The sequence below is a fragment of the Algoriphagus lutimaris genome, assembly GCF_017051705.1.
GTDB classification, from domain to species: Bacteria; Bacteroidota; Bacteroidia; order Cytophagales; family Cyclobacteriaceae; genus Algoriphagus; species Algoriphagus lutimaris.
In genome coordinates this window covers 1199502-1224174 of record NZ_JAFIDJ010000002.1, presented here as the reverse complement: position 1 = coordinate 1224174, position 24673 = coordinate 1199502, and the positions used below count along the sequence as shown (strand labels likewise).

Sequence of the window (24673 nt, the reverse complement as noted above, 5' to 3'; positions counted from 1 at the left end):
GTGTTTTCCAGTCATTATTGAACAAGTTTAGACCGCCACGCGTTTTAAAATCTAAATTGATTCCCTATATTTCACTAATGCAGGCCTACGAATTCATAAATAATTTAATTCCACCACTAAAACTCAGCGATAAATCTGGAAAAGCATTGTCGTGGATGGAAGAAATTCGTACTGATATTTTACCTGTAGTAGATCAAGGAAACTTTTTAGGATTAATCCGAGAAGAGATGATTTTTGATCAAAATGATCCAGAAACCCTCATTGAAGAAATCCCCTTAGACAATCTAAATTGCTGGGTTTTTTCAGACAAACACATTTACGACGTCCTCAGAGTTGGTGCGGAGCAAAACAGTAATGTAGTAGGTGTTTTAAGTAGAGATAAAGTTTATTTGGGAGTGGTGACGATGGAAGATTCAATTGCCGCATTTGCAGACAGTCTTTCTATACAATCCCAGGGAAGCGTACTGATTTTATCTCTTTATATGACTGATTACAGCCTAGCAGAGATTTCAAGAATCATAGAAACAGAAAACACCAAAGTACTCAGTTCTTTTATCACCAGTGATCCATTAGATGATGCCAAAATCAAATTGACCCTCAAATTGGACAAGCCTGAACTGAGACATATTAAAGCGACCTTAGAACGCTTTGGTTATAAAATTTTAGACCATTATCAAGAGGAAAGCGGAATTAGCAGTGAGGAAGACCGAATCGGTAACTTGCTAAGATTTTTAGATATTTGATCCATGAAGGTAGCCTTACACGGCTTAGCTCTGAAATCTGAATATTTTCAGCATGTTCAAATCCTTTTTGAAGAGCTAAGTAAATTCAATTTCGAGATTTTTGTCACAGAGCAATTTGACAGGCAATTGCGAATGCATGGAAATAAAACTCTTTCTTATTGGGTAATTGAAGGAAAACAAGACATGTCCATGATGGACTTCATGATTTCAATTGGGGGAGATGGCACCTTACTGGATGCGGTTTGTCAAGTCGGAGAATTGGAAATACCCATTCTAGGTCTGAATACTGGTAGATTAGGATTCCTGGCTACTGTGGCTACAAAAGATATCTCTGCTGCCATAGACCAGCTAGCCAATGACAATTTTCAAATTGAAAACAGAAGTTTAATCTCTTTACAATCCCATAGAAGATTATTCAATGGACTAAATTTTGCTTTGAATGAATTTACAATTCATAAGCGAGACACTTCTTCCATGATTACGGTTCATACCTATATTGATGGAAAATATTTGAACAGTTACTGGGCAGACGGCTTGATTGTATCCACTCCCACCGGATCTACTGGGTATTCTTTAAGTTGTGGAGGTCCTTTGATTTCTCCCGAAGCAAAAAACCTGGTAATCACTCCAGTAAGTCCGCATAACTTAAATGTAAGGCCGATCATAGTTTCAGATGACAGCGAAATCAGCTTGCAAATTGAAGGAAGAGCAGAAAAGTTTCTGATATCTTTGGACTCCAGGTCCACGTCTATCTCTTCAGAAGTCAAGTTGAGTGTCAAAAAAGAAAGCTTTCAAGCGAAATTGATAAAATTACCTCATTATCATTTCTTCGATACCCTAAGGCAAAAACTAAACTGGGGATTTGACATGAGAAATTAGAATTCCCAAAAGATTGGTAAATTCGAAGAAAAATAAGCTTAACAATTATTAACCCGTTAAATACTAGCAGGCGTTTTTTAAACGTTAGCTACTTCATAACTTGCATCGTCTTGAAAAAGGTCAATTTTCAGATTTTCAGTCGCTTACTAATTTTCTTGTTGGTTTTTACTGGCTTAAGCCTAAATTCCTACGCACAGAAATATGAAATTGGTGGTGGATTAGGTGTAGCGGCCTACTCCGGAGATATTATTCGGAAAATTGATCCTGGCCAAATTGGCCTTCAAGGAACGTTGTTTGGCAAGAGAAATTTTGACAATGTTTGGACGCTTAGAGTGGGACTCAATTTGGCTCGACTAAATGCTGCAGACAGTATAAAGCCCATAGACCGTATGGCTTTTTTAAGAGATGGACGATTTCGTGCAGGAGTTGTTGAAGCTTCTGCAGTGATGGAATTCAACTTTCTGGATTTTCTCAGGAATAATTCTGAGTTCCGATTTTCTCCCTATGCTTTCTTTGGAATTGGCTATGCACATGCTTTCGCTAAAGGGAATACATATGCAGGTAATGTTTCCGAAAGATATAATGTAGGAACGATTGTAATTCCATTTGGAGGTGGCGTTAAATATAGAATAAACGACAGATGGACATTGGCTGGAGAATTAGGCTTTAGACCTACTTTTACAGACTACTTGGATAAAATAGATAGTAAAGATCCAGAAATCCCCAGATTTCCAGATCCTAATAATCCCGATGTTTTTGCTGGGGTTAATTTTGGAAACCCCTATGATAAAGATTGGTACTATTTCTTAGGGCTCACAATCAGCTATACTTTCGCCAGTTCCAAGTGCTATGCTTATTAATTAATTGACCCTTAGGGTAAATTATTGGAAAAGAAATAGCATTTTTGTACCTCCAAAAATTAAGGTATTCGGAAAAAACTGGAATGAAGGAAGAATTAGACCGAAACAGAATCCCCCGACATATTGCAATAATCATGGATGGCAATGGCCGTTGGGCTAAAAAGAAGGGGGCCATGCGAATCTTCGGGCACCACCATGCTATCAAAGCTGTAAGAGATGCAATAGAGGGAGCCAATAATTTGGGAGTAAAGTACTTAACTCTATTTTCATTTTCCACAGAAAACTGGTCTCGCCCCAAAGATGAGGTGGAGGGACTAATGGCATTATTAGTTAAAACCATAGCCAATGAAGTTCCAATGATGATGAAAAATAATATCGTCATGGAAAGTATTGGTGACATTAATAGTCTACCTAAATCAGCATATAATCAACTAATCGAGGCAAAAGAAAAAACCTCTCAAAATACCGGTCTCAAGCTCGTTTTAGCACTTAGCTACAGCGGACAATGGGAACTCACCCAAGCAGCCAAACGCATTGCTCAAAAAGTCTCTGACGGGAAATTGAAAGTCGAAGACATTTCTCAAGAAGTGTTTGCCGACAATCTGGAAACTGCCGGAATACCTGATCCTGAATTAATGATCAGAACTTCGGGAGAATTTAGATTAAGCAATTTTCTGTTGTGGCAACTGGCGTACACGGAATTACATTTTACCTCTGTGTTATGGCCAGATTTTAGAGAAAAGCATCTGATCGCTGCGATCCTCGATTACCAAAAAAGGGAAAGACGATTTGGTAAAACAGGTGAGCAAGTTAAATCTTAATTAATTGATGAAAAGAAGTTTACTGATTCTGTTTTGTCTGGTTTGGACAAGTTCAGCAATGGCACAAATTCGTTTGGGCCAAAGCCGCTATGCGTCTTCAAAACCAGTCAATATCCTGGAGTTAAATTATCAAAAACCCCAGTCTTATAGAATCGCCGAGATTAAAGCGGTCGGCTTGACGACACTGGATGAAATTGCGATCATATCGCTGTCTGGTTTGAAAGTTGATGACACCATTGAAGTTCCTGGTGAATCCATTTCCAATGCTTTGAAAAAACTTTGGGGCCAAGGAATCATTGGAGATGTGAAGATTCTTGTAACGAAAGTAGAAGGAGATGACATCTATTTACTTTTGGATTTAACTGAACGCCCAAGATTCTCAAGAGTGGAGTTTTCTGGGATGAATAAGACTCAGGAAAGTGAATTGCGTGATAAGGTAAATATCCGTGGTCGGGTAGTTAGAGATGACGTGCTCAACTCAGCCAAAAGAACCATCGAAAAATATTACCTGGATAAAGGATACTTAAATACCGACGTCAAAATCCTCCAAGAAAGAGACACCACACTTCCCAATAGTGTGAAATTACGTTTTGACGTTGACATGAAATCCAAAGTGAGAATCAATGCCATCAACATTTATGGTAATGAAGAAATAGCGGATACCAAAGTCAAAAAGAAGTTAAAGAAAACGAAGGAACATGCTAGAGTCAGCATCTTCAAAGACCTGTATTCCCGAGCATTGGATGCAGACGCTTCTGATTATGCCAACACCATTTTCCATACTGATTCTGCCTCCAATGAAGATGTAAAATCCTACATCAACAAGAACTTCAAATTGAACTTCTTTAACGGATCTAAGTACATTCCGAAGGAATATGCAAATGACAAAAACAGTGTCATTAACTTCTACAACAGTAAAGGTTTTAGAGATGCTGAAATCCTTGAAGATTCTGTTTATAACTTCAACGAGGATAAAATCAATATCGATATTGAAATAGAAGAAGGTAGAAAATACTACTATAGAAATATTTCATTTACTGGAAATTATATTCACCCAGACCCTGTACTTTTAGCCAAACTTGGTATTCAAAAGGGAGATGTTTACAACAAAGAGTTACTTGATAAGCGTTTAAATTACGATCCTCAAAAGGGTGATGATGTAAGTTCCTTGTATCAAGATGACGGGTACCTTTTCTTCAGCATTGATCCAGTGGAAGTAAATGTTGCTGGTGACTCCATTGACCTGGAGATGAGAATCTTTGAAGGACCTCAAGTGACGGTAAACAGTGTGAACATCAAGGGGAATGAACGTACCTCTGATCACGTGGTCATGCGTGAAATCAGAATTCTTCCTGGTCAAAAATTCAATAGAAGTTTATTGGTAAGAACCATCCGAGAACTTTCTACCCTTGGTTATTTTGACCCAGAAAAGATCAATCCAGACTTAAGACCAAACTTTGAGGCTGCTACAGTAGATATTACATTTGAATTAGAAGAACGACCTAATGACCAAATTGAGCTATCTGGAGGTTGGGGCGGTTTCTATGGCTTCGTAGGTACAGTAGGACTGGTATTTAATAACTTCTCGATCAAAAATATTGGGGACTTCTCCAAATGGGACCCTCTTCCTGTAGGCGATGGGCAGAAACTTTCCTTGAGAGTACAAGCTAATGGTAGAAGTTTCCAAAACTATTCCATTTCCTTGACAGAACCTTGGTTTGGAGGTAAGAAGCCTCAGGCATTGAGCTTCAGCTTTAACCATTCGGTACAAAGACAGGTGGATTTCTTTAATCAAACCAACTTTGGGAATGAACTAGGTTTCTTCAAAATTACCGGTGTTACCCTTGGATTGGCGAAACGTGTGACCTGGCCTGATGACTACTTTAGTATCAGTAACTCTATCCAATTCCAGATTTATGAATTTGATCAATTCGGAACTTCATTTGGACTAAGCTATCCAACAGGTACCTCGAACAGTTTGACTTTCAACAATACGATTGCTAGAAATAACGTAGATAATCCTACGTTCCCGAGATTCGGTTCCAACATCATTCTTTCCACTTCCTTAACCCCCCCTTATTCATCTCTTAATAAAAACATAGACGGTGAATCTACTGATCAGGAGAAGTACAAGTGGCTTGAATATCATAAATGGATGTTTGATGCATCTATCTACACCCCGCTATTCGGATCATCTAAATTCGTAGCAAGTGCAAGAGCACATATGGGATTCCTTGGATCCTATGGCAACAAAATCGGAATTATTCCTTTGGAAAGATTCGTAATGGGTGGAGATGGTATGACCTTCAACAACTTTGCTTTAGGACAAGAGATCATCGGCTTGAGAGGATATGAGAACCAATCCATCACTCCAGGACGTGATACCAGAGGACAGGAAGATGCCGATCCTTATGGAGGTATTGTTTACAATAAATACGTAATGGAATTAAGATTCTTAGTTTCTCCAAATCCATCTGCAACCATCTTCTTATTAGGATTTGCTGAAGCTGGAAATAACTGGGGGTCTTATGCAGATTTCAATCCATATGATTTGAAAAAATCGGCTGGTGTGGGTGCTAGAATCTTTATGCCGGCGTTTGGATTGTTAGGGGTCGATTGGGGATATGGATTTGATGCTATACCAGGTACCACCGAAAGAAGTGGAGCTCAATTCCACTTTACAATCGGACAACAATTCAGATAATCATGGAAAAAGGTTGCGGAATAGTTAATTTATGCAAAATTAAAATTCTAAGTAAGGAGTTTAATCTGGCCTCTAAAACTTGCCCATAACCATGGAAAAATCATTGAAAATACTATTTTTGCTGCTCTTTGCATTGCAAGTACTGCCTGCAAGCGCTCAAAAGTTCGGTTACATTGATTCAGAATACATTTTGAACAAGCATCCGGATTACAAAGTGATTCAGCAAGAGCTTCAGAACCTCAGTAATGAATGGAAGAAAGAGGCACAAAATTTGGACAAGGAGATTAAAGAACTCTTGGTTCAATTGAAAGCTGAAGAAGTACTGCTAACAGAAGAGATGTATCAGCAAAGGCTGGAAGACATAAAGCAAAAACAACAGGAATCACAGGCTTTCAATAGTCGGATATTTGGGATTGACGGACAATATTACCAGAAGCAGGCAGAACTGCTTCAGCCCCTCCAATCCAAAATATATGACGCCATTGAAAGAGTTTCAAGAAAAAATGGACTGGCGGTATTGTTTGATAAAGCAGCAGGACCTTCAGCCATCATTTATACAGACCCAAGACATGACTATTCAGAGTTTATCTTGGAAGAATTAGGAATTGAAGAGAACAATTAAATACAAACACAGAATGATGAAAGTAAAAGTTATCCTTTCTGCAATTGCATTGCTTTGCGTAGGATTCGCGGCTCAGGCTCAGGAAATCAAAATTGGGTATACCAATGTGGAATTTATCATGGATCTGATGCCAGAAATGGAACAAATTGGAGCTGATATCCAGGATTACCAAACTCAGCTACAAACTAATATTCAAACAAAAGCTGCAGACTTTCAGCGTCAGGTTCAAACCTACCAACAAGCTGCACAAACGATGACAGAAGAGGCAAGAGCTGCTAAAGAAGGTGAGCTTACTAAGCTTCAGTCTGATCTTCAGAAATATGAGCAAGATGCACAGGTTTCTTATCAGAGAAAATTAGGTGAGTTGTTAGAGCCAGTTCAAACTAAAGTGATCAATGCGATCAATGCAGTAGCGGCAGAAAACAATTACACACATATTTTTGCAGAGACAGCAGGTCAAGCTCCAATTTTGCTTTATACCAAAGAAGAAGACAAATTCACTGAATTGGTGTTGGCTAAATTAGGTTTAGAAATGCCTACTCCTCCAGCAGGGAACTAATCCTCAATCTTCAATCAAATAAACCGGTTTTTCGTTGAGTCGAGAAACCGGTTTTTTTTATTTTTACCTATGCCAAAAAAGAAACCAAAGGATATCATCAGTAAAAGCATGGATGCCGTGCTGGTAGACTTTAGAGCAAATTGGTGTGGGCCTTGCCAAACGATGGATCCTATCATAGAGGAAGTATTGGATGAGTTAGGAGGCAAAATCAAGTTACTCAAACTGGATATTGATAAGCACCCTCAAATGGCTCAACAATTTGCAGTCCGCTCCATCCCCCATTACATCTTATTTAAAAAGGGGAAAATCCTTTGGAGAAAAGGTGGTATTCTTCCCAAAAGAGAGTTGGAGAAAGCCTTAAAAGGGTTTATATAAAAAAAGCTCCCATTTGGGAGCTTTCTTCTATATTAGACAAAGAACTTTAAGCGAATCACTTCCTGTTCTGAAAGGAATCGATAATGTCCTCTTTTTAGATCTTTCTTGTCCAATCCGGCATACATGACACGATCCAAGGCTGTTACTTCGTAACCTAGATGCGCAAATATCCTTCTTACAATTCGATTTCTTCCTACATGTATTTCCAATCCTAAAATGGATCTATCCTTGGATAACACTTGCATATCATCTACCTCTACCTCACCATCCTCTAAAGTCAGGCCTTCCAAAATTGCTTTTTCATCATTATGAGTCAAAGGCTTATCCAAGGTTACCTGATAGATTTTCTTGATTTGATTAGAGGGATGTGAAAGCTTGGCTGCTAGTTCCCCATCATTGGTGAATAGCAATAAGCCAGTAGTGTTTCGATCTAATCTTCCCACGGGAAAAATTCGCTCTTCACAAGCATTTCCTACCAAAGCCATTACTGTTTTTCTCTCTAAAGGATCTTCTGTGGTAGTGATGAAATCCTTAGGCTTATTCAGCAATACATACACCGGCTTCTCAGGGTTGATCTTTCTCCCTTGATACACCACTCTATCCGTCCTGCTAACCTTGAATCCAAGCTCTGTAACCACTTGTCCATTTACGGAAATAAGTCCTTGAGCGATCAATTGATCGGCTTCTCTTCTTCCACAAATACCCGCGTTGGCAATGTATTTATTCAATCGTAGCAAGCCATCCTCAGACTTGGTTTTAGATTTTTTGGAAGGTAGTTGGTCAAAATTATAATCAGGCCTTGAGTTCTGGGCCTCCGAGTCAATTTTAAATCTTTTTCTTCCAAAGCCAGCAGAATCTGCTTTACCTTGGAATTTCTTGGCTTTGCCGGGAGCAAAAACAGGTTGCTGATCTTTACCTCTCCCTTTATAGACTAGGCCCTCTTTACTGTCCTTCTTTCCAAATCCTGAAGTCTTACCTTCTTTTTTGAAAGGCTTTTCGAATTTACTGGTACCAAATTCTTCTTTGTTGAATTTGTCTCCTTTGGTTTTAAATCCTGGCTTTTTAGAAAACCCAGATTCTTCTCGCTTTTCGAACTTATTCCCCGAAAAACCACCCTTCTTGGCACCGAAGGATTTGTTTCCAAAAGATCCCTCCTCTGATTTTTTGAATTTATTTCCAAATTTCTTCTCTCCTAGCGATTTTGGAGCATCAGAATTAAAGGTTTTCTTTTTATCAAATGAAGATTTTCCCCCTCTTTTGTCCTTACTATCAAATGATCTCTTTCCAAGATCAAACTCATGCTCACCTGAATCTGTTTTTCTACCTCTTCCTCTTGCTTCTCCTCTATTAGAATTTCTCTGAGCCGGTTCTTCGGCGTGATCGCCTTTAAAGAACTGTTTTTTTGGATTGTTACCTTTCATAAGTATGCAGCATCACTGCTGGATTTTTTTGTTTAAAATAAGCTATTGACAATCAAATGCTTAATTGGGCTGCAAAGATACGCCCATTCCTGAAATTAATAACCATTAACTTCAAAAATAAAAAATGAATGGGCTTAAGAACCTTTTTGTTTATAGAAGTATTCTGTCGCCAACCTAACTGAACCTTGAGTCAAGAGCAATTCTTTGGCTGTAGCTTCATCTGTACCTGTAGCTTCCATAATCATGTTTGTTCCTCGTTGAACCAACTTGGCATTGGAAAGCTGCATATCCACCATTTTATTTCCTTTCACTTTGCCTAGCTTAATCATGACCGTAGTAGAAATCATATTCAACACTAGTTTCTGTACGGTACCAGACTTCATTCGCGTACTTCCAGTAACAAATTCAGGTCCCACAACCACTTCAATGGGATAGTCCACTTCTTGGGATAGAGGCGTATCTAAATTACAAGTAATGCATCCTGTCAATAAACCTTTTGCTTTTGAAATTTTGACACCTCCAATGACATAAGGAGTAGTTCCGGAAGCAGCAATACCTATGACCGTATCGTCCGAATTAAATCCATATTGTAGAATGTCATCCCAAGCTTGGGAAGGATCATCCTCAGCATTTTCTACTGCCTTTCTGATTGCTGTATCCCCTCCAGCAATAATCCCAATTACCCATTCATGAGGTACTCCATAGGTAGGAGGACATTCTGAGGCATCTAAAATCCCCAATCTTCCACTGGTACCTGCTCCGATGTAAATTAATCTCCCTCCAGCTTCCATCCTTGGGACAATCTGTTCCACCAGCCTGCTGATTTCTGGCAATACCGATTTCACTGCAACAGGGACTAAATGGTCTTCTTTGTTGATGTTATGAAGAAGCTCCATAACACTCATTTTTTCGAGATTATCGTAGTGGGAGGAACTCTCGGTTACTTTCATAATAGCTCTTGATGGTAAAGTGTCAAGCCAGAAATAGGGCTTTCAATGATAATATTAGTAGTGATTTGGGAATCGCTTGCTGCTTTTCTTAGGATATCGCTATTGTAATAGGCGATTGAGCCAACAAAATTTACCTGCTTGTCTCTGTAATTCTTGTATTTCATTACATGGACTTTAAAAAAATCTATAAAGGCATTGTAATAGAGCATATAACAATATGGATCTGATTTATGCTCTGTTATAAAACGACAAAAGCTAGCCATGTACCGATTTGGAAAAGGTTGCCTATACACATGCTCCTGAATAGTAGTCGCGTTTAATTTTAGCTTGTCCTCTAATTCTTCCTTTATGGCAATTGGCATTTCATCATTAATAAAATCCATGAGGAATTTACGTCCCACATAACCGCCCCCGCCTTGATCTCCTAAAATGTACCCAGGTGCTGGCCTCGTATCAATTATTTTTTCACCGTCATAATCGCAGCTATTGGATCCAGTACCTAAAATACAGGCAATTCCCTCTTGATGTCCACAAGTCGCTTTTGCAGCAGCAGCAAGATCATGATCTACATCAATTTTAGCTTTAGGGAAGATAGTTCGTAACGCTTGGGCAACTTCTTCCTTTCTGGAATCCACAGAGCAACCAGCTCCGTAGTAAAAAATCTCCTCTATCTCATTTTCCAGATTCATCAAAAACTCATGGCGCATATGTGTGGCCATTTCTTCGGAGGTTTGATAGTAAGGATTAAATCCAACCCCACGATATTGGCTAATCTTTCCATTTTTCCCAATTACTCTCCAATCCGTCTTTGACGATCCACTATCTGCTATTAAAATCATCCTAATTGTCCAATTACTGTAAATTTCTCAAATACTTTGGTATTATGTGGCGCATCCTCAAACTCTTCAGTTAAATCCTGTCCAGCCCAATGCTCATAATGTTTTCCATTCCGCCACATTTTCGATTGGGTAACATCATAAATCACTCCTAAATAGGCCACCCAAATTTCTGGCTTGTCTTGTCCATTTCTCAGGGCAAGCTGTTGCTTTGAATATACTTTCATCATAGAAGTTTAATCTGGGCATTGACCCAACGCTCTGGAATTTCCCCTTTTTGAGCCATTTGATAGTCTGAATAGCTACAAGGGACAGTAGTACCCCTATCAAACTTCTCCGTTTCATTCTGAGGAATCTCCATCCACCATTTTCCGCTCTTTTTACTTTTATAGAACACAATGGTATTGGGTTTAGAATCCAGAGAAACGGTATATTTAATATAATCATTACTCTTAAAAGAAAGACTATCTTTTCGGGAGTAAAATCCTTCAATAAAGTACCAAATCATCACAGCAACTACCTTCGCGGTTTTATTGTGAGGATCATCGTAATAGGGCTCGTATCCATAAATTCCTATTGAACTCAGCTTTTCATTGGTACCGGCAAACCAACATATCTGGCAAGCTTCTTCCGCTGTCAGGCCGAATGGTTGTGCATCTACAGCACCAGGGGCATCAGTAGATTGAATGGCTGCTAAATCAAAGCTTAAGAAATCTGCATTTCTAATAATTGGTTCGATCTCTTTAAACTCTGACCTAACCTGTCCTAACCTCACATGATCGAAATAGAGTTTTTCCATCACATTGATGAGGGTAGGGTCCACCAAAAAACTTTGATAGGCTAAATGAGCGTAGGAAAACAGGAAATTAGGTTGATGTAAAATAATCTCCTGGGTATGTTGATCCGCCATAAGACCCTTTTCCTCCATATCAACTTTGGCATCTACCGTCAGTAGGCTCACCAGCTTTTTCATGTTTTGATAGGACAAATATTGTCCAAAATCCAAATCATGAGTACCTCCAATATAAACAGGTAGGATTTGATGCTTCATAAGGTATTCTCCTACCTTTTGAATTGCTTGGTAGGTATCCTCCAAGTTTTCCCCCGATATTAAATCTCCCAAATCAGCCACTCGTATAGCCCCAAAGCCACGCTTTAATTCATAAAGCTTTTCTCTGATTTCGGAACTGGAGCGATCCAGACTTTCATATTTTTTTATTCCTCTGGTTTCTTTTAACCCTACAATTGCAATGTGGATACCTTTCAGTTGAGGAAAACTTTCACCATAATAATGGATCTGATGAAAAAAGGTGTTTTCAGCATATTTTTTCTGCCAGAGAAACTCTTCTACAGGATCGAAAAACGATTGAATGTTCATAAAAGGTGTGGTGTTGGGTAAAAATAAACAAAATATGACATGAAATAGAGGAGAACCTTCCTACAATGTTCACAATGTCAACCTTTCGAAAGCATCAAAATTCCTGCCTTTCTATTCATGAAATATAGATTCCAGAAACAACTGCTTCAAACTCATTGGGATAAGAACAAAAAAAATCCCGCCGAAGCGGGATTTAAATTTTTATCCTCCGAAATCATCAAATCGGATATTTTCTTGAGGAATTCCTAGATCATCCAACAGTTTCAATACTGCAGCATTCATCAATGGAGGACCACATAGGTAATATTCTACCTCATCTGGCTCTGGATGGTTCTTTAGGTAGTTGTCATATAATACTTGGTGGATAAATCCAACGTATCCATCGCCTTCTTTATCATCCAAGGATTTCTTAATCTTCCAATTATCTTCTGGTAATGGCTCTGAAAGTCCAATATGGAATTGGAAGTTAGGGAAGTCTTCTTCAATCGCTCTGAAGTGAGGAACATAGAATAATTCCTTCTTCGATCTACCTCCATACCAATAAGAAACTTTTCTACTAGTTTTCTCCGTGTGGAACAAGTGGAAAATTTGAGCTCTCAACGGTGCCATTCCAGCTCCACCACCGATATAAACCATTTCTCTTAGAGTTGGATTGATATGGAATTCACCATAAGGCCCAGAAATAGTTACTTTATCACCTGGTTTTCTAGAGAACACATAAGAAGAACATACACCTGGATTTACATCCATCCACTTATTGTTTGCTCTATCCCATGGTGGAGTAGCGATACGGATGGTCAACATTACGATGTTACCTTCTGCAGGGTGATTGGCCATAGAATAGGCTCTGAATAGCTCTTCGTCATTTTTCATAACGAGATCCCAAAGACCAAATTTATCCCAGTCGCTTTGATATACATCATTTGGGTGACCTAGTTCAGGATGTGGAGTAATATCCATGTCCTTAAAGTTAACAGTCACTACAGGAACGTCAATCTGAATATATCCACCAGCTTCGAAGTCCAAAGTTTCCCCTTCAGGAAGCTTCACTTTAAACTCTTTAATAAAGGTGGAAACGTTATAATTGGAGATCACTTCACAATCCCACTTCTTGATACCAAAAATTTCTTCTGGCACTCGAATCTTCATGTCATTCTTCACTTTCACCTGACATGCCAAGCGAACGTTACCTTGCTGCTCTGCTCTACTTAGGTGACCTACTTCTGTTGGAAGAACTTCACCCCCACCCTCTTCTACCACGCATTTACACATAGCGCAGGTTCCACCCCCACCGCATGCGGAAGGAAGGAAGATTTTCTGTCCGCCCAAAGTAGACAGCAAAGTAGTACCTGCTGCGGTCACAATTGGAGAACTTTCGTCACCATTTATAATGATGTTGACATCCCCAGAGTTGACCAACTTTGATTGGGCAAAAAGGAGAATAAATACCAGTAGCAATATAATTACTGTAAATGCTACTATGGATGTGATAATTACTGAACCCATGAACTATTGGTTTTACTTTTTTCGTATGGATTGATTCCGATTTTCGGACACAAATATATTTATAAATCCTATAAACAGGTCATAACCAAATCCAAATTTGGTCAGAAACTGTAATTCATTTGATAGGATAACTGATTAATTATGCAAGAGGTTTAGCAAAGTGGTCAAACGACTCTTTAATTGACGTCGATCGATGATAAAATCCAAGAAACCATGTTCCAAAACAAACTCAGAGCTTTGGAATCCTTTAGGCAAATCTTTCCCGATTGTTTCTCTAATAACTCTTGGACCTGCAAATCCGATTAATGCTTCTGGCTCTGCAATGTTAAAATCTCCCAACATTGCATAAGAGGCTGTAACACCACCCGTAGTAGGATCTGTCAATAAAGAAATAAATGGAATTCCTGCTTGATCCAATAGTGCCAGCTTTGCAGAAGTTTTGGCCATTTGCATCAATGAAAAACCAGCTTCCATCATTCTTGCTCCACCCGATTTAGAAATCATTAGAAATGGAACCTTATGTTTTAGAGAATAATCAATCGCTCTAGCAATTTTCTCACCCACCACAGATCCCATAGATCCTCCAATAAAATTGAAGTCCATACAGGATACCACTAGGTCCAAGCCGTTCATTTTCCCAACCGCAGATCTTACGGCATCATTGAGTTCCGTCTTTTTTATCGTCGCCTCGATTCTCGAAGTATACGGTTTGGTATCTGTGAATTTCAAGGGATCACCGGATTTCATATCCTTATCCAGTTCCGTGAATTTATTACCATCAAACAGTATTTCGAAATATTCTTTAGATCCGATTTTTACGTGGAAATCATCATCAGGACACACATAAGCGTTATTTTTCAATTCACGCGTATGAATGATATTCCCATTCGGGGTCTTAAACCAAAGGCCATCAGGAGTATCCTTTTTCTCCGCTGTGGAAGTTTTGATGCCTTTGTCAGTTCTTTTAAACCAAGCCATATTGTGATTTTAGGTCGTTGTTTTGACAAGTCAAAGGTTACAAATTTAGTCCATATCTCCATTAAATAAAACCGGTAATTCTCCCGCGTTGTTTTATTTAATCAATAATTTCTTTTTACCATCCGAAAAAATTTCTTTTTAACTACCTATATATTTGCTTTATTTTGAATAATAAAAGAGACTCAGTACGAATATACTGCGTTTTGAAGTATTGCCAAATAACCCAAATATGAGCCTTCCTCTATTATTACTAGCATCTGGTATTATTCTTTTTTTAGCATATAAGCTTTATGGAGGTTTTGTATATAAAAAATTCGGCCTTTCAGATGAAAAACCAGCGCCATCCCATGAATTCAATGATGGGGTAGATTATGAGCCTAGTAAACCAATTGTGGTACTGGGACACCACTTTGCCTCTATTGCGGGAGCAGGACCTATCGTAGGACCCATCATTGCAGTGACATTTGGCTGGATTCCCGCGGTTATTTGGATTTTGGTAGGAGGAATTTTTTTTGGGGCGGTACATGACTTAGGAAGCATGGCAGCTTCTTTAAAAACAGAAGGCAAATCCATTGGAGTCATCATTAGAAATCAAATCGGACCAAAAGGGAAACAGTTATTTGTGCTATTTTCATTTTCCACACTCATACTTGTAATCGGAGTTTTTGCAGATATCATTGCCAAAACATTTGTAAGCAACCCTGGTGTTGCCTCCGCCTCCATCTCTTTTATCTTTCTGGCAATGGGTTTTGGCCAGGTAAGTAAAATGATTGGAAGTAGGAAAGTTGCTTTTGTTGTTTTAAGTACCATTGGGGTCATTTTGATGTATTTTTTTGTATTTGTGGGAATCCAATTTCCATTCGTTTTAGATTACAAGATCTGGATTTTGGCCTTATTGGGTTATGCTTTCATAGCTTCTGTCACTCCAGTAAGTTTGCTTTTACAACCTCGGGATTATTTAAATAGCTTTTTATTATATGGAATGATCATCGCGGCAGTTTTGGGTATTTTCATTGCAAACCCTGAGGTGAAGATGACCAACGAAATAGTCACTTCTTCGGAAAGTCTTGGGTACATTTTTCCGGTTCTATTTATCACCATTGCCTGTGGAGCAATTAGCGGATTTCATTCTTTGGTGGCTTCGGGAACCACTTCCAAACAATTGGATAAAGCAAGTGATGCCAAGTTGGTAGGATTCGGAGGAATGTTGATCGAGTCATTTTTGGCCATTATCTCCGTTTGTGCAGTCATCGTATTAGAACGCGGAGACTATTTTTCCAAATTAACCGGAGAAGGCCCTGTGGCTCTATTTTCCACAGGCTTGGGAGGAATGATTTCAAGTTTAGGAATCCCTGAAGAATTTGCGATTGCTTTTGTTGCCTTAACAGTATCTGCTTTTGCTTTGACCACTTTAGACACCTGTACAAGATTGGCAAGATTTACTTTGCAGGAGTATTTTGAGGACATCCCCCATCCTGCAGCTAATAAAATAGCAACGAATCGATATCTATCTACAGGCATTGTGGTAGCCTTATCTATCCTATTATTGGTCTCTGGAGAATTTACTACACTTTGGCCCATTTTCGGTTCTGCCAATCAGTTGTTAGCTGCTTTGGCTCTATTGACCATTGCCGTTTGGATGATCCGCGAAAAAGTAAATGCTTGGTTTGTGACCATTCCCATGTTTTTCATGTTTACGGTCACCCTTGCTTCCTTGGGTCTATTTGCCTGGAAAAATTTCCAAGACCAAGTGTATGTACTATCAGCCATCGCTGCAGCCCTATTTATTTTGGCAATTTCTTTAATGGTGTTGGCTACAAAAAGTTTGAAAAGTGAGGTTAAAGAGCATGCAAAAGCTCTTTAACCTCTAACTATTATTGAAGTGTTCCAAAAGGAGATTTCACTTTTTTAGGTATTCTCCAAGCCAATGTAAAATTGATCAAGTAGTCTGCGAAAGCTGCATCACCATGAACCTTGTCATCTGGGGTAGAATTTTCAATATCTGTCACACTTTGAGTGCTATTTCTCAATAGGGCTATTGGCACATTTAAGGTTCCTGTGACATTCCCTTTCATATAGCTAATCCCTGGCTCAACGGATACCATATAGCCAGGACGTCTAAATCCATTACTTCCTCCGAAAACATCCCGAACCGGAATTCCTTCTACTCGCCCACCAAGAAACAATCCCAAACCGTGAATCTTTTCAAAAGACTCGAATACTCCAGTTCGCAAAGCAAACTGATCAGGAACATTCATGATCGCTTCATTTTCGCGTCTTCTATTGGTAGGAGTACCATTAGTTTCTCTTGGATTAAATAGATAGAACCCGTCATAATACCAGAAATAGGTTCCTTTCAAGTTCCACAAACCTTGAAAATCTATTATAAAACCTGTACCACCATCGCCCAATTGAATGGATTGGTCCACTGTTTTGATTTGTTCCTTCCCATTTTCACCTTGGTTATAAAATGTGCTGGTGGCAGCATAATCGCCAGTCGGGAATTTGATACCCAATCCAATTGCGGTATTTCCTTTTTTTGCTTTTTCTCCGGAAAGCAACCAATAGCCAGCACCAATTCGAATATCTCCTAATCCTTGAGAATAAGTAGCACGCCTCTCTATCCTACCATGCTCATATAAAGAACTTCGTTCATTGTACTGGTAGGGCAATGAAACTATTCCATAAATTCTTTCGGAAAATGCATAACTGATATTTAAGTCCAACCCATGTTGATGGTTGATTACTTGAGTCCCATCCTCGATTCGATTAGTTTCTTCATGAGAACCTCTGAAGTGTCGAAAGGATTTAAAGTATCGATAATTAGCGGAAATATTCCATTCTCCTCTTTAAAGCATATTTCCTTGTCCGACTGCATTTCCTAATCCTGAAAATTGACGGATTGCGACACATCCTTGGGCATAGACGTTAATTGATCCAATATACAGAGCTGTTACTGACAACAGCGTCAGAGTAAATTTTTTCATAGTTTTTGGGTTATTGAAAAATGTATCTTAGCAAAATTCAATTGAGTTTATAGAAGACACAGTCTTTCAGAAAGAGAGTTCCTCCTTCGTGATTAAAAATCTGAAAATAATTAACCCAATTGCGGAGGAGATGAATCCAAAGAATAGAAAGGATTTTTATAGGTAGAAAAAATAGAGACTACCGTTTTGTCAATAATCGATTGCTTAAATGCAGTAAAACTAAAGTCGCAACTTTGAATATAATCTTTCACAAAGTTCTTAAGCGCCGACTTACTTTGTTGATCTTGAGGCAAATCATCCCCTATTAATGAAGAAACCCATTGCTTAAAGGTATTGTCCAATACTGTTCTAGAAGTATCCGGGACATAAATGAACTGCAACGTTTCTTGAGTATAACGCTGTTTGATTGCTCTGTAGTAATTCAAATCGGGTATTGGTCACTTGAAAATCTTCCTAAAAGGGCATATATGAAACTGTCAAAGGAACTTCCAGCATTTTCTGCTCTTCCAGATTCACATCCACTTCAAAAACCTCTTCCTCCCATTGAGCCTCAAGATGATTCTAATACGAAAAATAGAATGCGTAGTACCCAAACTGATAAATTGCGAAACAGGCAAGGAGTACTGTGGAAGAAAATTGCTTCAATTCAAGGAAGAAATACCTTGAAAAGTATGGATAATCTCATGGAATCCCCAATCGGATTATTAAAAAAAACACTCCATTATTTCATTTAAATGAAATAATATTTTATTAAAAAATAGATCAACCATAGAAAAATTGATGTCAAACCAAATATTTTCAGAACTTTTAATCTATTTGATTTGTCTAAAAACCATAATACGAACACAGGTTTTATCATACCGATAACCAGATTTAGTAAAGAGATTACTAAGGCTATTTTCAACAGTACCAGAATTGATTCAATCATGGGTCAAAAATAAAAAAGGAACGGCAAGCCGTTCCTTTATACTTATAATTCTAAGCGAATTTATTTTTTACGCTTAATTTCTTTCATCTCGTATCCTTCAATTGTATCATCGATCTCGATATTGTTGAAGTTCTTGATTGAAATACCACATTCGTAACCAGCTTTCACTTCAGCCACATCGTCTTTGAATCGCTTCAATTGATCGATTTCACCTTCATGAATCACAATTCCGTCACGGATTACTCTGATCTTATTCTTACGTGTGATGTAACCATCCAATACATAAGAACCTGCAACAGTACCGATTTTAGAAATCTTAAATACTTCACGAACTTGAATATTACCAGTGATTACTTCTTCAAATTCTGGCTCGAGCATTCCTTCGATTGCATCTTTGATCTGATTAATCGCATCATAGATGATCGAGTAATGTCTAATTTCAATTTCTTCTTGTTCAGCTAGTTTTTTCGCATTAGAAGATGGCCTTACTTGGAAGCCTAGGATAATTGCATCAGATGCAGAAGCTAACAATACATCAGATTCAGAAATTTGTCCTACTCCTTTATGGATGATGTTCACTTTTACCTCATCCTTAGAAAGCTTCAACAATGAATCGGAAAGTGCTTCAACTGAACCATCCACATCACCTTTAATAATGATATTCAATTCCTTAAATGAACCGATTGCCAAACGACGACCAATTTCATCCAAGGTAATATGCTTCTTAGTTCTAAGGCTTTGCTCTCTTTGAATCTGTTCTCTTGAGTTAGCAATTTCTCTAGCTTCTCTTTCGGTATCATAAACCTTGATGATATCTCCTGCTTGAGGAGCACCACTAAGTCCCAATAACTGAACAGGAGTAGAAGGTCCAGCAGTTTTCAGCTTTTTACCTTTATGGTCAAACATGGCTTTCACACGGCCATAGTGCTTACCTGCCAACGTGATATCTCCAATTTTCAAGGTACCGCTTTGAACCATAATGGTGGTCACATAACCACGTCCTTTATCCAAGGAAGCTTCGATTACAGTACCCACTGCATTTTTATCTGGATTTGCTTTCAATTCCAATACTTCTGCTTCCAAAAGTACTTTTTCAAGCAAGTCGTCTACACCTTCACCCGTTTTAGCGGATAACTCCTGAGATTGATATTTACCACCCCATTCCTCAATTAGCAAGTTCATGTTGGCCAATTCCTCTTTGATCTTGTTAGGATTAGCGTTAGGCTTATCAATTTTGTTGATTGCAAAGATCATAGGTACTCCAGCTACCTGAGCGTGGTTGATTGCTTCTTTGGTCTGTGGCATGATGCTATCGTCCGCTGCAATTACAATAATCGCGACGTCAGTAATTTTAGCACCACGAGCACGCATGGCAGTAAATGCCTCGTGACCTGGAGTATCAAGGAATGCAATTTTATGCCCGGTTTTGGTCATCACATCATACGCTCCAATGTGTTGGGTAATACCCCCTGCTTCATCAGCAGTAACCTTGGAAGTTCTAATGTAATCCAACAACGATGTTTTACCGTGATCTACGTGACCCATGATAGTCACAATAGGCGCTCTTTCGATCAAGTCTTCTGGATCGTCCTCCACCTCTTCTACGATTTCATCTTCAATAGACTTCGTAAACTCTACGTCATATCCGAATTCATCTGCAATGATAGTGATGGCCTCTGCATCCAATCTCTGGTTGATCGAAACAAACATACCCAAAGACATACAGGTAGAAATAATTTGATTAACAGAAACATCCAACAATGCCGCTAAGTCATTCGCAGAAATAAATTCTGTGACTTTCAACAATTTTGTCTCTTCATTTTCATGATCAACTTCTCTCTCTCGCTCTGCCTTTTTATCTCTTCTAGACTTGGATTTCCCACCCCCAGGCTTATTTCCCTGAAGTCTAGCAAGCGTTTGCTTGATTTGATCTTGTATTTCTTTTTGAGTCGGTTCAGCTTTTTGTACTCTACCTTGTCCTCCTCTATTTTGATTATTGCCTCGTTGACCTTGGTTTTTATTTCCGCCACCTTGGTTTCTATTTCCACCAGCGTTGGAACCTCCCTTGTCAATTCTTTTTCTAGGTCTCTTTTTATCTCTACCTCTTTCATCAGAAGATGCAACAGGACCACCTTTCTTTTTAGGCTTGTCTGCAGGAAGTTCGATTTTCCCTAAAACGGTCAATCCTTTAAGAGAATCCGCTTTTGCAGAAATCACTTCGTCCTTAGGCTTTTTCACTTCAGCAGTTGGAGCTGTTGGAGTGGAAGGGGCAGCAGGTTTTACTTCCGGCTTTGGTGCAGGCTTAGTTTGTTGACCACCTTGAGGAGCATTTTGCTTTTTCTGGTCTTGACCAGGCTTTTGATGTTGATGAGGCTTTTTATAATCCCCACCATGCCTTTGACCTCTATTCCCTTGTCCTGGCCTTTGATTAGAGGCAGGTTTTTTACTCAAGTCAATTTTTCCTAATACTTTGATCCCTTCCAATTTTGGAGCCTCAGGCTCCACTTTTTCAGGTTCAGCCTGTTTTTGAGCTGAATCAGATGGAGTAGGTTCAGACTTAGGGGTTGGTGCAGCAGCTGATTCTTCAGCTTTCGCTTCAGATGTTTTTGCTTCTACTTTCGGCGTCGGCTCTGGAGCCGGTGTTGGGGTAGCCTCAACTTTAGGCTCAGGTTTGGGAGCCTCTTTTTGAACCGGTTTTGGTTCTGGCTCTGGAGCCTTTTCTTGCTTAGGAGTATCAGGCTCCATCGAAATAGGCTCATGGCGCTTCCCTATAGAGAGGTGGGAGGCCTCTTCTTTATCGAGGGCAGAAGACTTGAATTCCTTTCTCAGCATCTCTACTTGTTCCATACTGATCTTGGAATTCGGATTATTCTCCACCTCAAAGCCCTTTTTAGCCATTGACTCAACGATGGTCGCCGTTCCCACGTTGAGTTTTCTGGCTATCTGGCCTAATCGCATCATTTTTTCTTCTGACATAAGCAAAAACCTCTTTCGAAATCTTAAGTAAAATAGGGTATTTTAATTTGTAATTCCCTTGTATTATTGTTCAAATTCTTGTCTGAGGATACGGAATATCTCATCGATCGTCTCTTCCTCAAGTTCTGTTCTTCGGAGTAAATCCTCCTTACCTAAAGTCAAGACACTTTTTGCAGTATCTAGACCTGTTTTTTTCAATTCATCAATGATCCATCCTTCGATTTCATCACTGAATTCAATTAGATCAACATCCTCTTCTTCGTATTCATTCAATTCACGGAAAACATCAATTTCATAATCTACCAATTTACTGGCCAGTTTGATATTGAATCCTCCTTTACCAATAGCAAGTGATACTTGATCTGGCTTCAAGAATACAGAGATTCTTTTGGTCTCTTTATTTACTGTAATGGATGAAACTTTGGCAGGGCTCAAGGCTCTGGTCACGTAAAGTTCCAAATTATCTGTGAAATTAATCACATCTATATTTTCATTTTGAAGTTCCCTAACCACTGCATGAATTCTAGAACCCTTCATTCCGACGCAAGCTCCTACTGGATCTATTCTGTCGTCATAAGATTCTACTGCTACTTTAGCTCTTTCTCCTGGCTCACGGACAATCTTCACTATCGTGATCAATCCATCGTACACCTCAGGAACCTCATTTTCAAATAATCGTTCCAAAAACACTGGAGAAGTTCTGGAAAGGATGATCTTAGGATTTCCATTCATCATGTCCACTCTGTGAACAATCGCTTTTACGGTATCCCCTTTTCTAAATCTATCCTTTGGAATTTGCTCCCCTTTTGGAAGAATCAATTCGTTGCCTTCCGCATCCATCAATAAAATCTCTCTACCGAGAATTTGATATACTTCAGCTGAAACGATTTCTCCTACCTGCTCTTCATACTTATTATAAAGGATATCTTTTTCAAGATCCTTAATTCTTTGAATCAAAGTCTGACGGGCCATTTGAACCGCTCGTCTTCCAAACTCCTCCAACTCAATTTTTTCGTATACTTCCTCGCCAATCTCAAAATCAGGTTCAATTTTTCTAGCTTCACTGAAACTGATTTTATCAAAATCCCAAATATCCTCAGAATTATCGTCAACAATCTCTCTAATTCTGAAAATCTCGAGGTCACCTTTATCAGCATTGATAGTTACATCGAAGTTTTCATCAGATTCAAACTTCTTTCTAATCATTGCTCTGAACACATCTTCCAGGATACGGATCATTGTTGGTCGATCCACATTTTTAGATCTCGCAAAATCTGCGAAGGATTCTATTAAGATTTTGGCATCCATTTGAGTTATTTAAAAGATACTTGTACGATTGTTTTATTCATCTCTTCAAAAGGAAGGACTACTTCCTCTTCCGTGGCTTTTTTGCCTTTTTCTTTTTTCTTGACCAACATTTTCACACCGGTCTCCTCTACATCTACTAATTTACCTACAAGTTCTTTCCCTGTAGTCAGCAAAACTTTTAATTCCCTTCCTATATTTTTTTGAAATTGTCTCCTGCTGCTCAAAGGATAATCCAATCCTGGCGAAGAAACTTCCAAAATATATGCTCCGGGCATCAAGTCCTGAACCTCCAATTCCTCGGAAACCGCTCTACTTACATCGGCACAAGTCTGGATATTCAACCCTTCATCCGCATCAATTAAGATGTTCAAGGTTGTTTTCCCTCCTTTATTAACCATTGAAACCTCCACAATGAAGTGTTTTTCATCTGGAAGATGCTTTTCAACAATTTCTTCGATAGACTGCTTCAGTTCGGACATATTATGCATAATGAAAGAGGGGACATATGGTGTCCCCTCCAGAAACTTTCGAATACGACGCAAAGGTAAAATAAATTTGATGCAAAAACAATTTGAGTAAAAAATCTACAGGAAGAGAAGTAAAGTAACACCCAAATTGAGGGATTTCTTACATTTTGATTTTACCAACCAAAGTAACTGACCGCCATTTTAATAATAACACCAAAAAATATCGGGTTTCTTTCAGATTTCTCCCATTAAGGTAATAATTTTGCCGACCCCCGTTTAATATTGAGTACTCATCGTACTATATTGAACTATTAACAGCAATTTTAAGCCAATCAACAAGTCAAAAATGGGATTATTCGATTTTTTCTCAAGTGATATAGCCATCGATTTGGGTACAGCCAATACGCTGATTATCCATAAGGATAAAATAGTGGTGGACGAACCCTCAATCATTGCGATTGATAAAACCAACAACCGTGTGTTGGCAGTTGGAAGAGAAGCGATGAACATGCATGAGAAAACTCATGAAAACATCAAAACAATTAGACCATTAAAAGATGGTGTAATTGCTGATTTCTATGCAGCGGAACAAATGATTCGTGGGTTGATAAAAATGATCCCTGGTCAAAAGAAAGGAATGTTTCCTCAATCACACCGCATGGTGATCTGTATCCCTTCAGGTATTACAGAAGTTGAAAAAAGAGCTGTTCGTGACTCAGCGGAACATGCAGGTGCCAAAGAAGTATATATGATTTTCGAACCGATTGCTGCCGCAATAGGAATTGGAATCGACATAGAAAAGCCAATGGGATCTATGATTGTTGATATCGGAGGGGGTACAACCGAAATTGCTTTGATTGCTTTGTCAGGTATTGTTGCTGATCAATCCATCAGAGTTGCAGGTGATACCTTCACCAAAGACATTTTGGATTATATGAGAAGGCAACACAATTTGTTAATTGGGGAAAGATCTGCCGAAAAAGTAAAAATCGCCATTGGATCTGCGTTGACCGAACTTGATGAGCCACCAGAAGATCATGAAATCCGTGGCCGTGACTTGATGACAGGAATTCCAAAAGTAATTAAAGTATCTTATTCAGAGATTGCATTTGCCTTGGACAAATCTGTTTCCAAAATCGAAGAAGCTGTTCTTAAAGCTTTGGAAATTGCACCTCCTGAATTGTCTGCGGATATTTATGACAACGGAATCCATTTGACTGGTGGAGGGGCTTTATTGAAAGGTTTGGATAAAAGATTGCATCAAAAAACCAAACTTCCAATTCACATCGCAGAAGATCCATTAAGAGCAGTGGTAAGAGGTACCGGAACTGCCTTGAAAAATATACAGAATTTCAGAACAGTATTGATGACATAA

23 protein-coding genes are annotated in these 24673 nt (G+C 38.8%); 11 read left to right on the top strand and 12 right to left on the bottom strand.

Features of this window, described 5'->3' with window-relative positions; all coding sequences use genetic code 11:
- The first annotated feature begins 77 nt into the window (after positions 1 to 77).
- From JYB62_RS15865 to trxA, 8 genes are all read left to right on the top strand, one after another.
- Complete coding sequence (locus JYB62_RS15865; RefSeq protein WP_205646379.1) at positions 78 to 743, top strand: CBS domain-containing protein; 666 nt, start codon at positions 78 to 80, stop codon at positions 741 to 743.
- Positions 744 to 746: 3 nt separating this feature from the next.
- Positions 747 to 1622 carry an NAD kinase gene (locus tag JYB62_RS15860; RefSeq protein ID WP_205646378.1) on the top strand — a complete coding sequence of 292 codons (876 nt, stop codon included), beginning with the start codon at positions 747 to 749 and terminating at the stop codon, positions 1620 to 1622.
- 110 nt (positions 1623 to 1732) lie between these two features.
- Positions 1733 to 2482 (top strand): type IX secretion system protein PorG, encoded by a 750-nt coding sequence (gene porG / locus JYB62_RS15855; RefSeq protein ID WP_205646377.1) that lies wholly within the window; start codon positions 1733 to 1735, stop codon positions 2480 to 2482.
- A 44-nt stretch (positions 2483 to 2526) separates the two neighbouring features.
- Positions 2527 to 3303: an isoprenyl transferase gene (locus JYB62_RS15850; protein WP_205646376.1), complete on the top strand. Its 777-nt coding sequence runs from the start codon at positions 2527 to 2529 to the stop codon at positions 3301 to 3303.
- Between the two features lie 7 nt (positions 3304 to 3310).
- Positions 3311 to 6007 carry a BamA/OMP85 family outer membrane protein gene (locus JYB62_RS15845; RefSeq protein ID WP_205646375.1) on the top strand — a complete coding sequence of 899 codons (2697 nt, stop codon included), beginning with the start codon at positions 3311 to 3313 and terminating at the stop codon, positions 6005 to 6007.
- A gap of 91 nt (positions 6008 to 6098) precedes the next feature.
- Positions 6099 to 6629 (top strand): OmpH family outer membrane protein, encoded by a 531-nt coding sequence (locus JYB62_RS15840; RefSeq protein WP_205646374.1) that lies wholly within the window; start codon positions 6099 to 6101, stop codon positions 6627 to 6629.
- A 13-nt stretch (positions 6630 to 6642) separates the two neighbouring features.
- Entirely contained in the window at positions 6643 to 7188 is a 546-nt protein-coding gene (locus tag JYB62_RS15835; protein WP_074226671.1) for an OmpH family outer membrane protein, read from the top strand.
- A 69-nt stretch (positions 7189 to 7257) separates the two neighbouring features.
- Positions 7258 to 7563, top strand: coding sequence for a thioredoxin (gene trxA / locus JYB62_RS15830; RefSeq protein ID WP_074226670.1), 306 nt, complete (start codon positions 7258 to 7260; stop codon positions 7561 to 7563).
- 32 nt (positions 7564 to 7595) lie between these two features.
- Here trxA and JYB62_RS15825 read toward each other — a convergent pair whose 3' ends face one another.
- From JYB62_RS15825 to accD, 7 genes are all read right to left on the bottom strand, one after another.
- Positions 7596 to 8984, bottom strand: coding sequence for a pseudouridine synthase (locus JYB62_RS15825; RefSeq protein ID WP_205646373.1), 1389 nt, complete (start codon positions 8982 to 8984; stop codon positions 7596 to 7598).
- Positions 8985 to 9118: 134 nt separating this feature from the next.
- Positions 9119 to 9934 carry an N-acetylmuramic acid 6-phosphate etherase gene (murQ, locus tag JYB62_RS15820; RefSeq protein ID WP_205646372.1) on the bottom strand — a complete coding sequence of 272 codons (816 nt, stop codon included), beginning with the start codon at positions 9932 to 9934 and terminating at the stop codon, positions 9119 to 9121.
- Positions 9931 to 10773, bottom strand: a complete 843-nt coding sequence (locus JYB62_RS15815; RefSeq protein WP_205646371.1) for an N-acetylglucosamine kinase — start codon at positions 10771 to 10773, stop codon at positions 9931 to 9933. Before JYB62_RS15815 ends, murQ begins: the two co-directional genes overlap by 4 nt.
- Positions 10770 to 10997, bottom strand: a complete 228-nt coding sequence (locus tag JYB62_RS15810) for a cytochrome b5 domain-containing protein (RefSeq protein ID WP_205646660.1) — start codon at positions 10995 to 10997, stop codon at positions 10770 to 10772. The genes JYB62_RS15815 and JYB62_RS15810 overlap by 4 nt, the downstream gene beginning before the upstream one ends.
- Positions 10997 to 12148 (bottom strand): formimidoylglutamase, encoded by a 1152-nt coding sequence (locus JYB62_RS15805; protein ID WP_205646370.1) that lies wholly within the window; start codon positions 12146 to 12148, stop codon positions 10997 to 10999. The genes JYB62_RS15810 and JYB62_RS15805 overlap by 1 nt, the downstream gene beginning before the upstream one ends.
- Positions 12149 to 12349: 201 nt before the next feature.
- Positions 12350 to 13654, bottom strand: a complete 1305-nt coding sequence (gene nqrF, locus JYB62_RS15800; RefSeq protein ID WP_205646369.1) for an NADH:ubiquinone reductase (Na(+)-transporting) subunit F — start codon at positions 13652 to 13654, stop codon at positions 12350 to 12352.
- 135 nt (positions 13655 to 13789) lie between these two features.
- Positions 13790 to 14632, bottom strand: coding sequence for an acetyl-CoA carboxylase, carboxyltransferase subunit beta (gene accD / locus JYB62_RS15795; protein WP_074226664.1), 843 nt, complete (start codon positions 14630 to 14632; stop codon positions 13790 to 13792).
- A gap of 229 nt (positions 14633 to 14861) precedes the next feature.
- Between accD and JYB62_RS15790 the strand changes: the two genes are divergently transcribed.
- On the top strand, positions 14862 to 16496 hold the full coding sequence (locus JYB62_RS15790; RefSeq protein ID WP_205646368.1) for a carbon starvation CstA family protein: 1635 nt from the start codon (positions 14862 to 14864) through the stop codon (positions 16494 to 16496).
- Positions 16497 to 16506: 10 nt separating this feature from the next.
- Here the strand turns inward: JYB62_RS15790 and JYB62_RS15785 are convergent, their stop codons facing one another.
- Together JYB62_RS15785 and JYB62_RS15780 are read right to left on the bottom strand one after the other, a co-directional pair.
- Positions 16507 to 17358 (bottom strand): hypothetical protein, encoded by an 852-nt coding sequence (locus tag JYB62_RS15785; protein ID WP_243431598.1) that lies wholly within the window; start codon positions 17356 to 17358, stop codon positions 16507 to 16509.
- A 371-nt stretch (positions 17359 to 17729) separates the two neighbouring features.
- Positions 17730 to 18044 (bottom strand): hypothetical protein, encoded by a 315-nt coding sequence (locus JYB62_RS15780; RefSeq protein ID WP_205646367.1) that lies wholly within the window; start codon positions 18042 to 18044, stop codon positions 17730 to 17732.
- Between the two features lie 42 nt (positions 18045 to 18086).
- On the opposite strand from JYB62_RS15780, the gene JYB62_RS15775 reads away from it, so the two are divergent.
- A complete protein-coding gene (locus JYB62_RS15775; protein WP_205646366.1) occupies positions 18087 to 18353 on the top strand; it encodes a hypothetical protein in 267 nt (88 codons plus the stop codon).
- A gap of 254 nt (positions 18354 to 18607) precedes the next feature.
- Here the strand turns inward: JYB62_RS15775 and infB are convergent, their stop codons facing one another.
- From infB to JYB62_RS15760, 3 genes are all read right to left on the bottom strand, one after another.
- Positions 18608 to 21523 carry a translation initiation factor IF-2 gene (infB, locus tag JYB62_RS15770; protein ID WP_205646365.1) on the bottom strand — a complete coding sequence of 972 codons (2916 nt, stop codon included), beginning with the start codon at positions 21521 to 21523 and terminating at the stop codon, positions 18608 to 18610.
- A gap of 63 nt (positions 21524 to 21586) precedes the next feature.
- On the bottom strand, positions 21587 to 22831 hold the full coding sequence (nusA, locus tag JYB62_RS15765; RefSeq protein ID WP_205646364.1) for a transcription termination factor NusA: 1245 nt from the start codon (positions 22829 to 22831) through the stop codon (positions 21587 to 21589).
- A gap of 5 nt (positions 22832 to 22836) precedes the next feature.
- Positions 22837 to 23310, bottom strand: a complete 474-nt coding sequence (locus JYB62_RS15760; protein ID WP_205646363.1) for a ribosome maturation factor RimP — start codon at positions 23308 to 23310, stop codon at positions 22837 to 22839.
- 334 nt (positions 23311 to 23644) lie between these two features.
- On the opposite strand from JYB62_RS15760, the gene JYB62_RS15755 reads away from it, so the two are divergent.
- Positions 23645 to 24673 (top strand): rod shape-determining protein, encoded by a 1029-nt coding sequence (locus JYB62_RS15755; RefSeq protein WP_074226656.1) that lies wholly within the window; start codon positions 23645 to 23647, stop codon positions 24671 to 24673.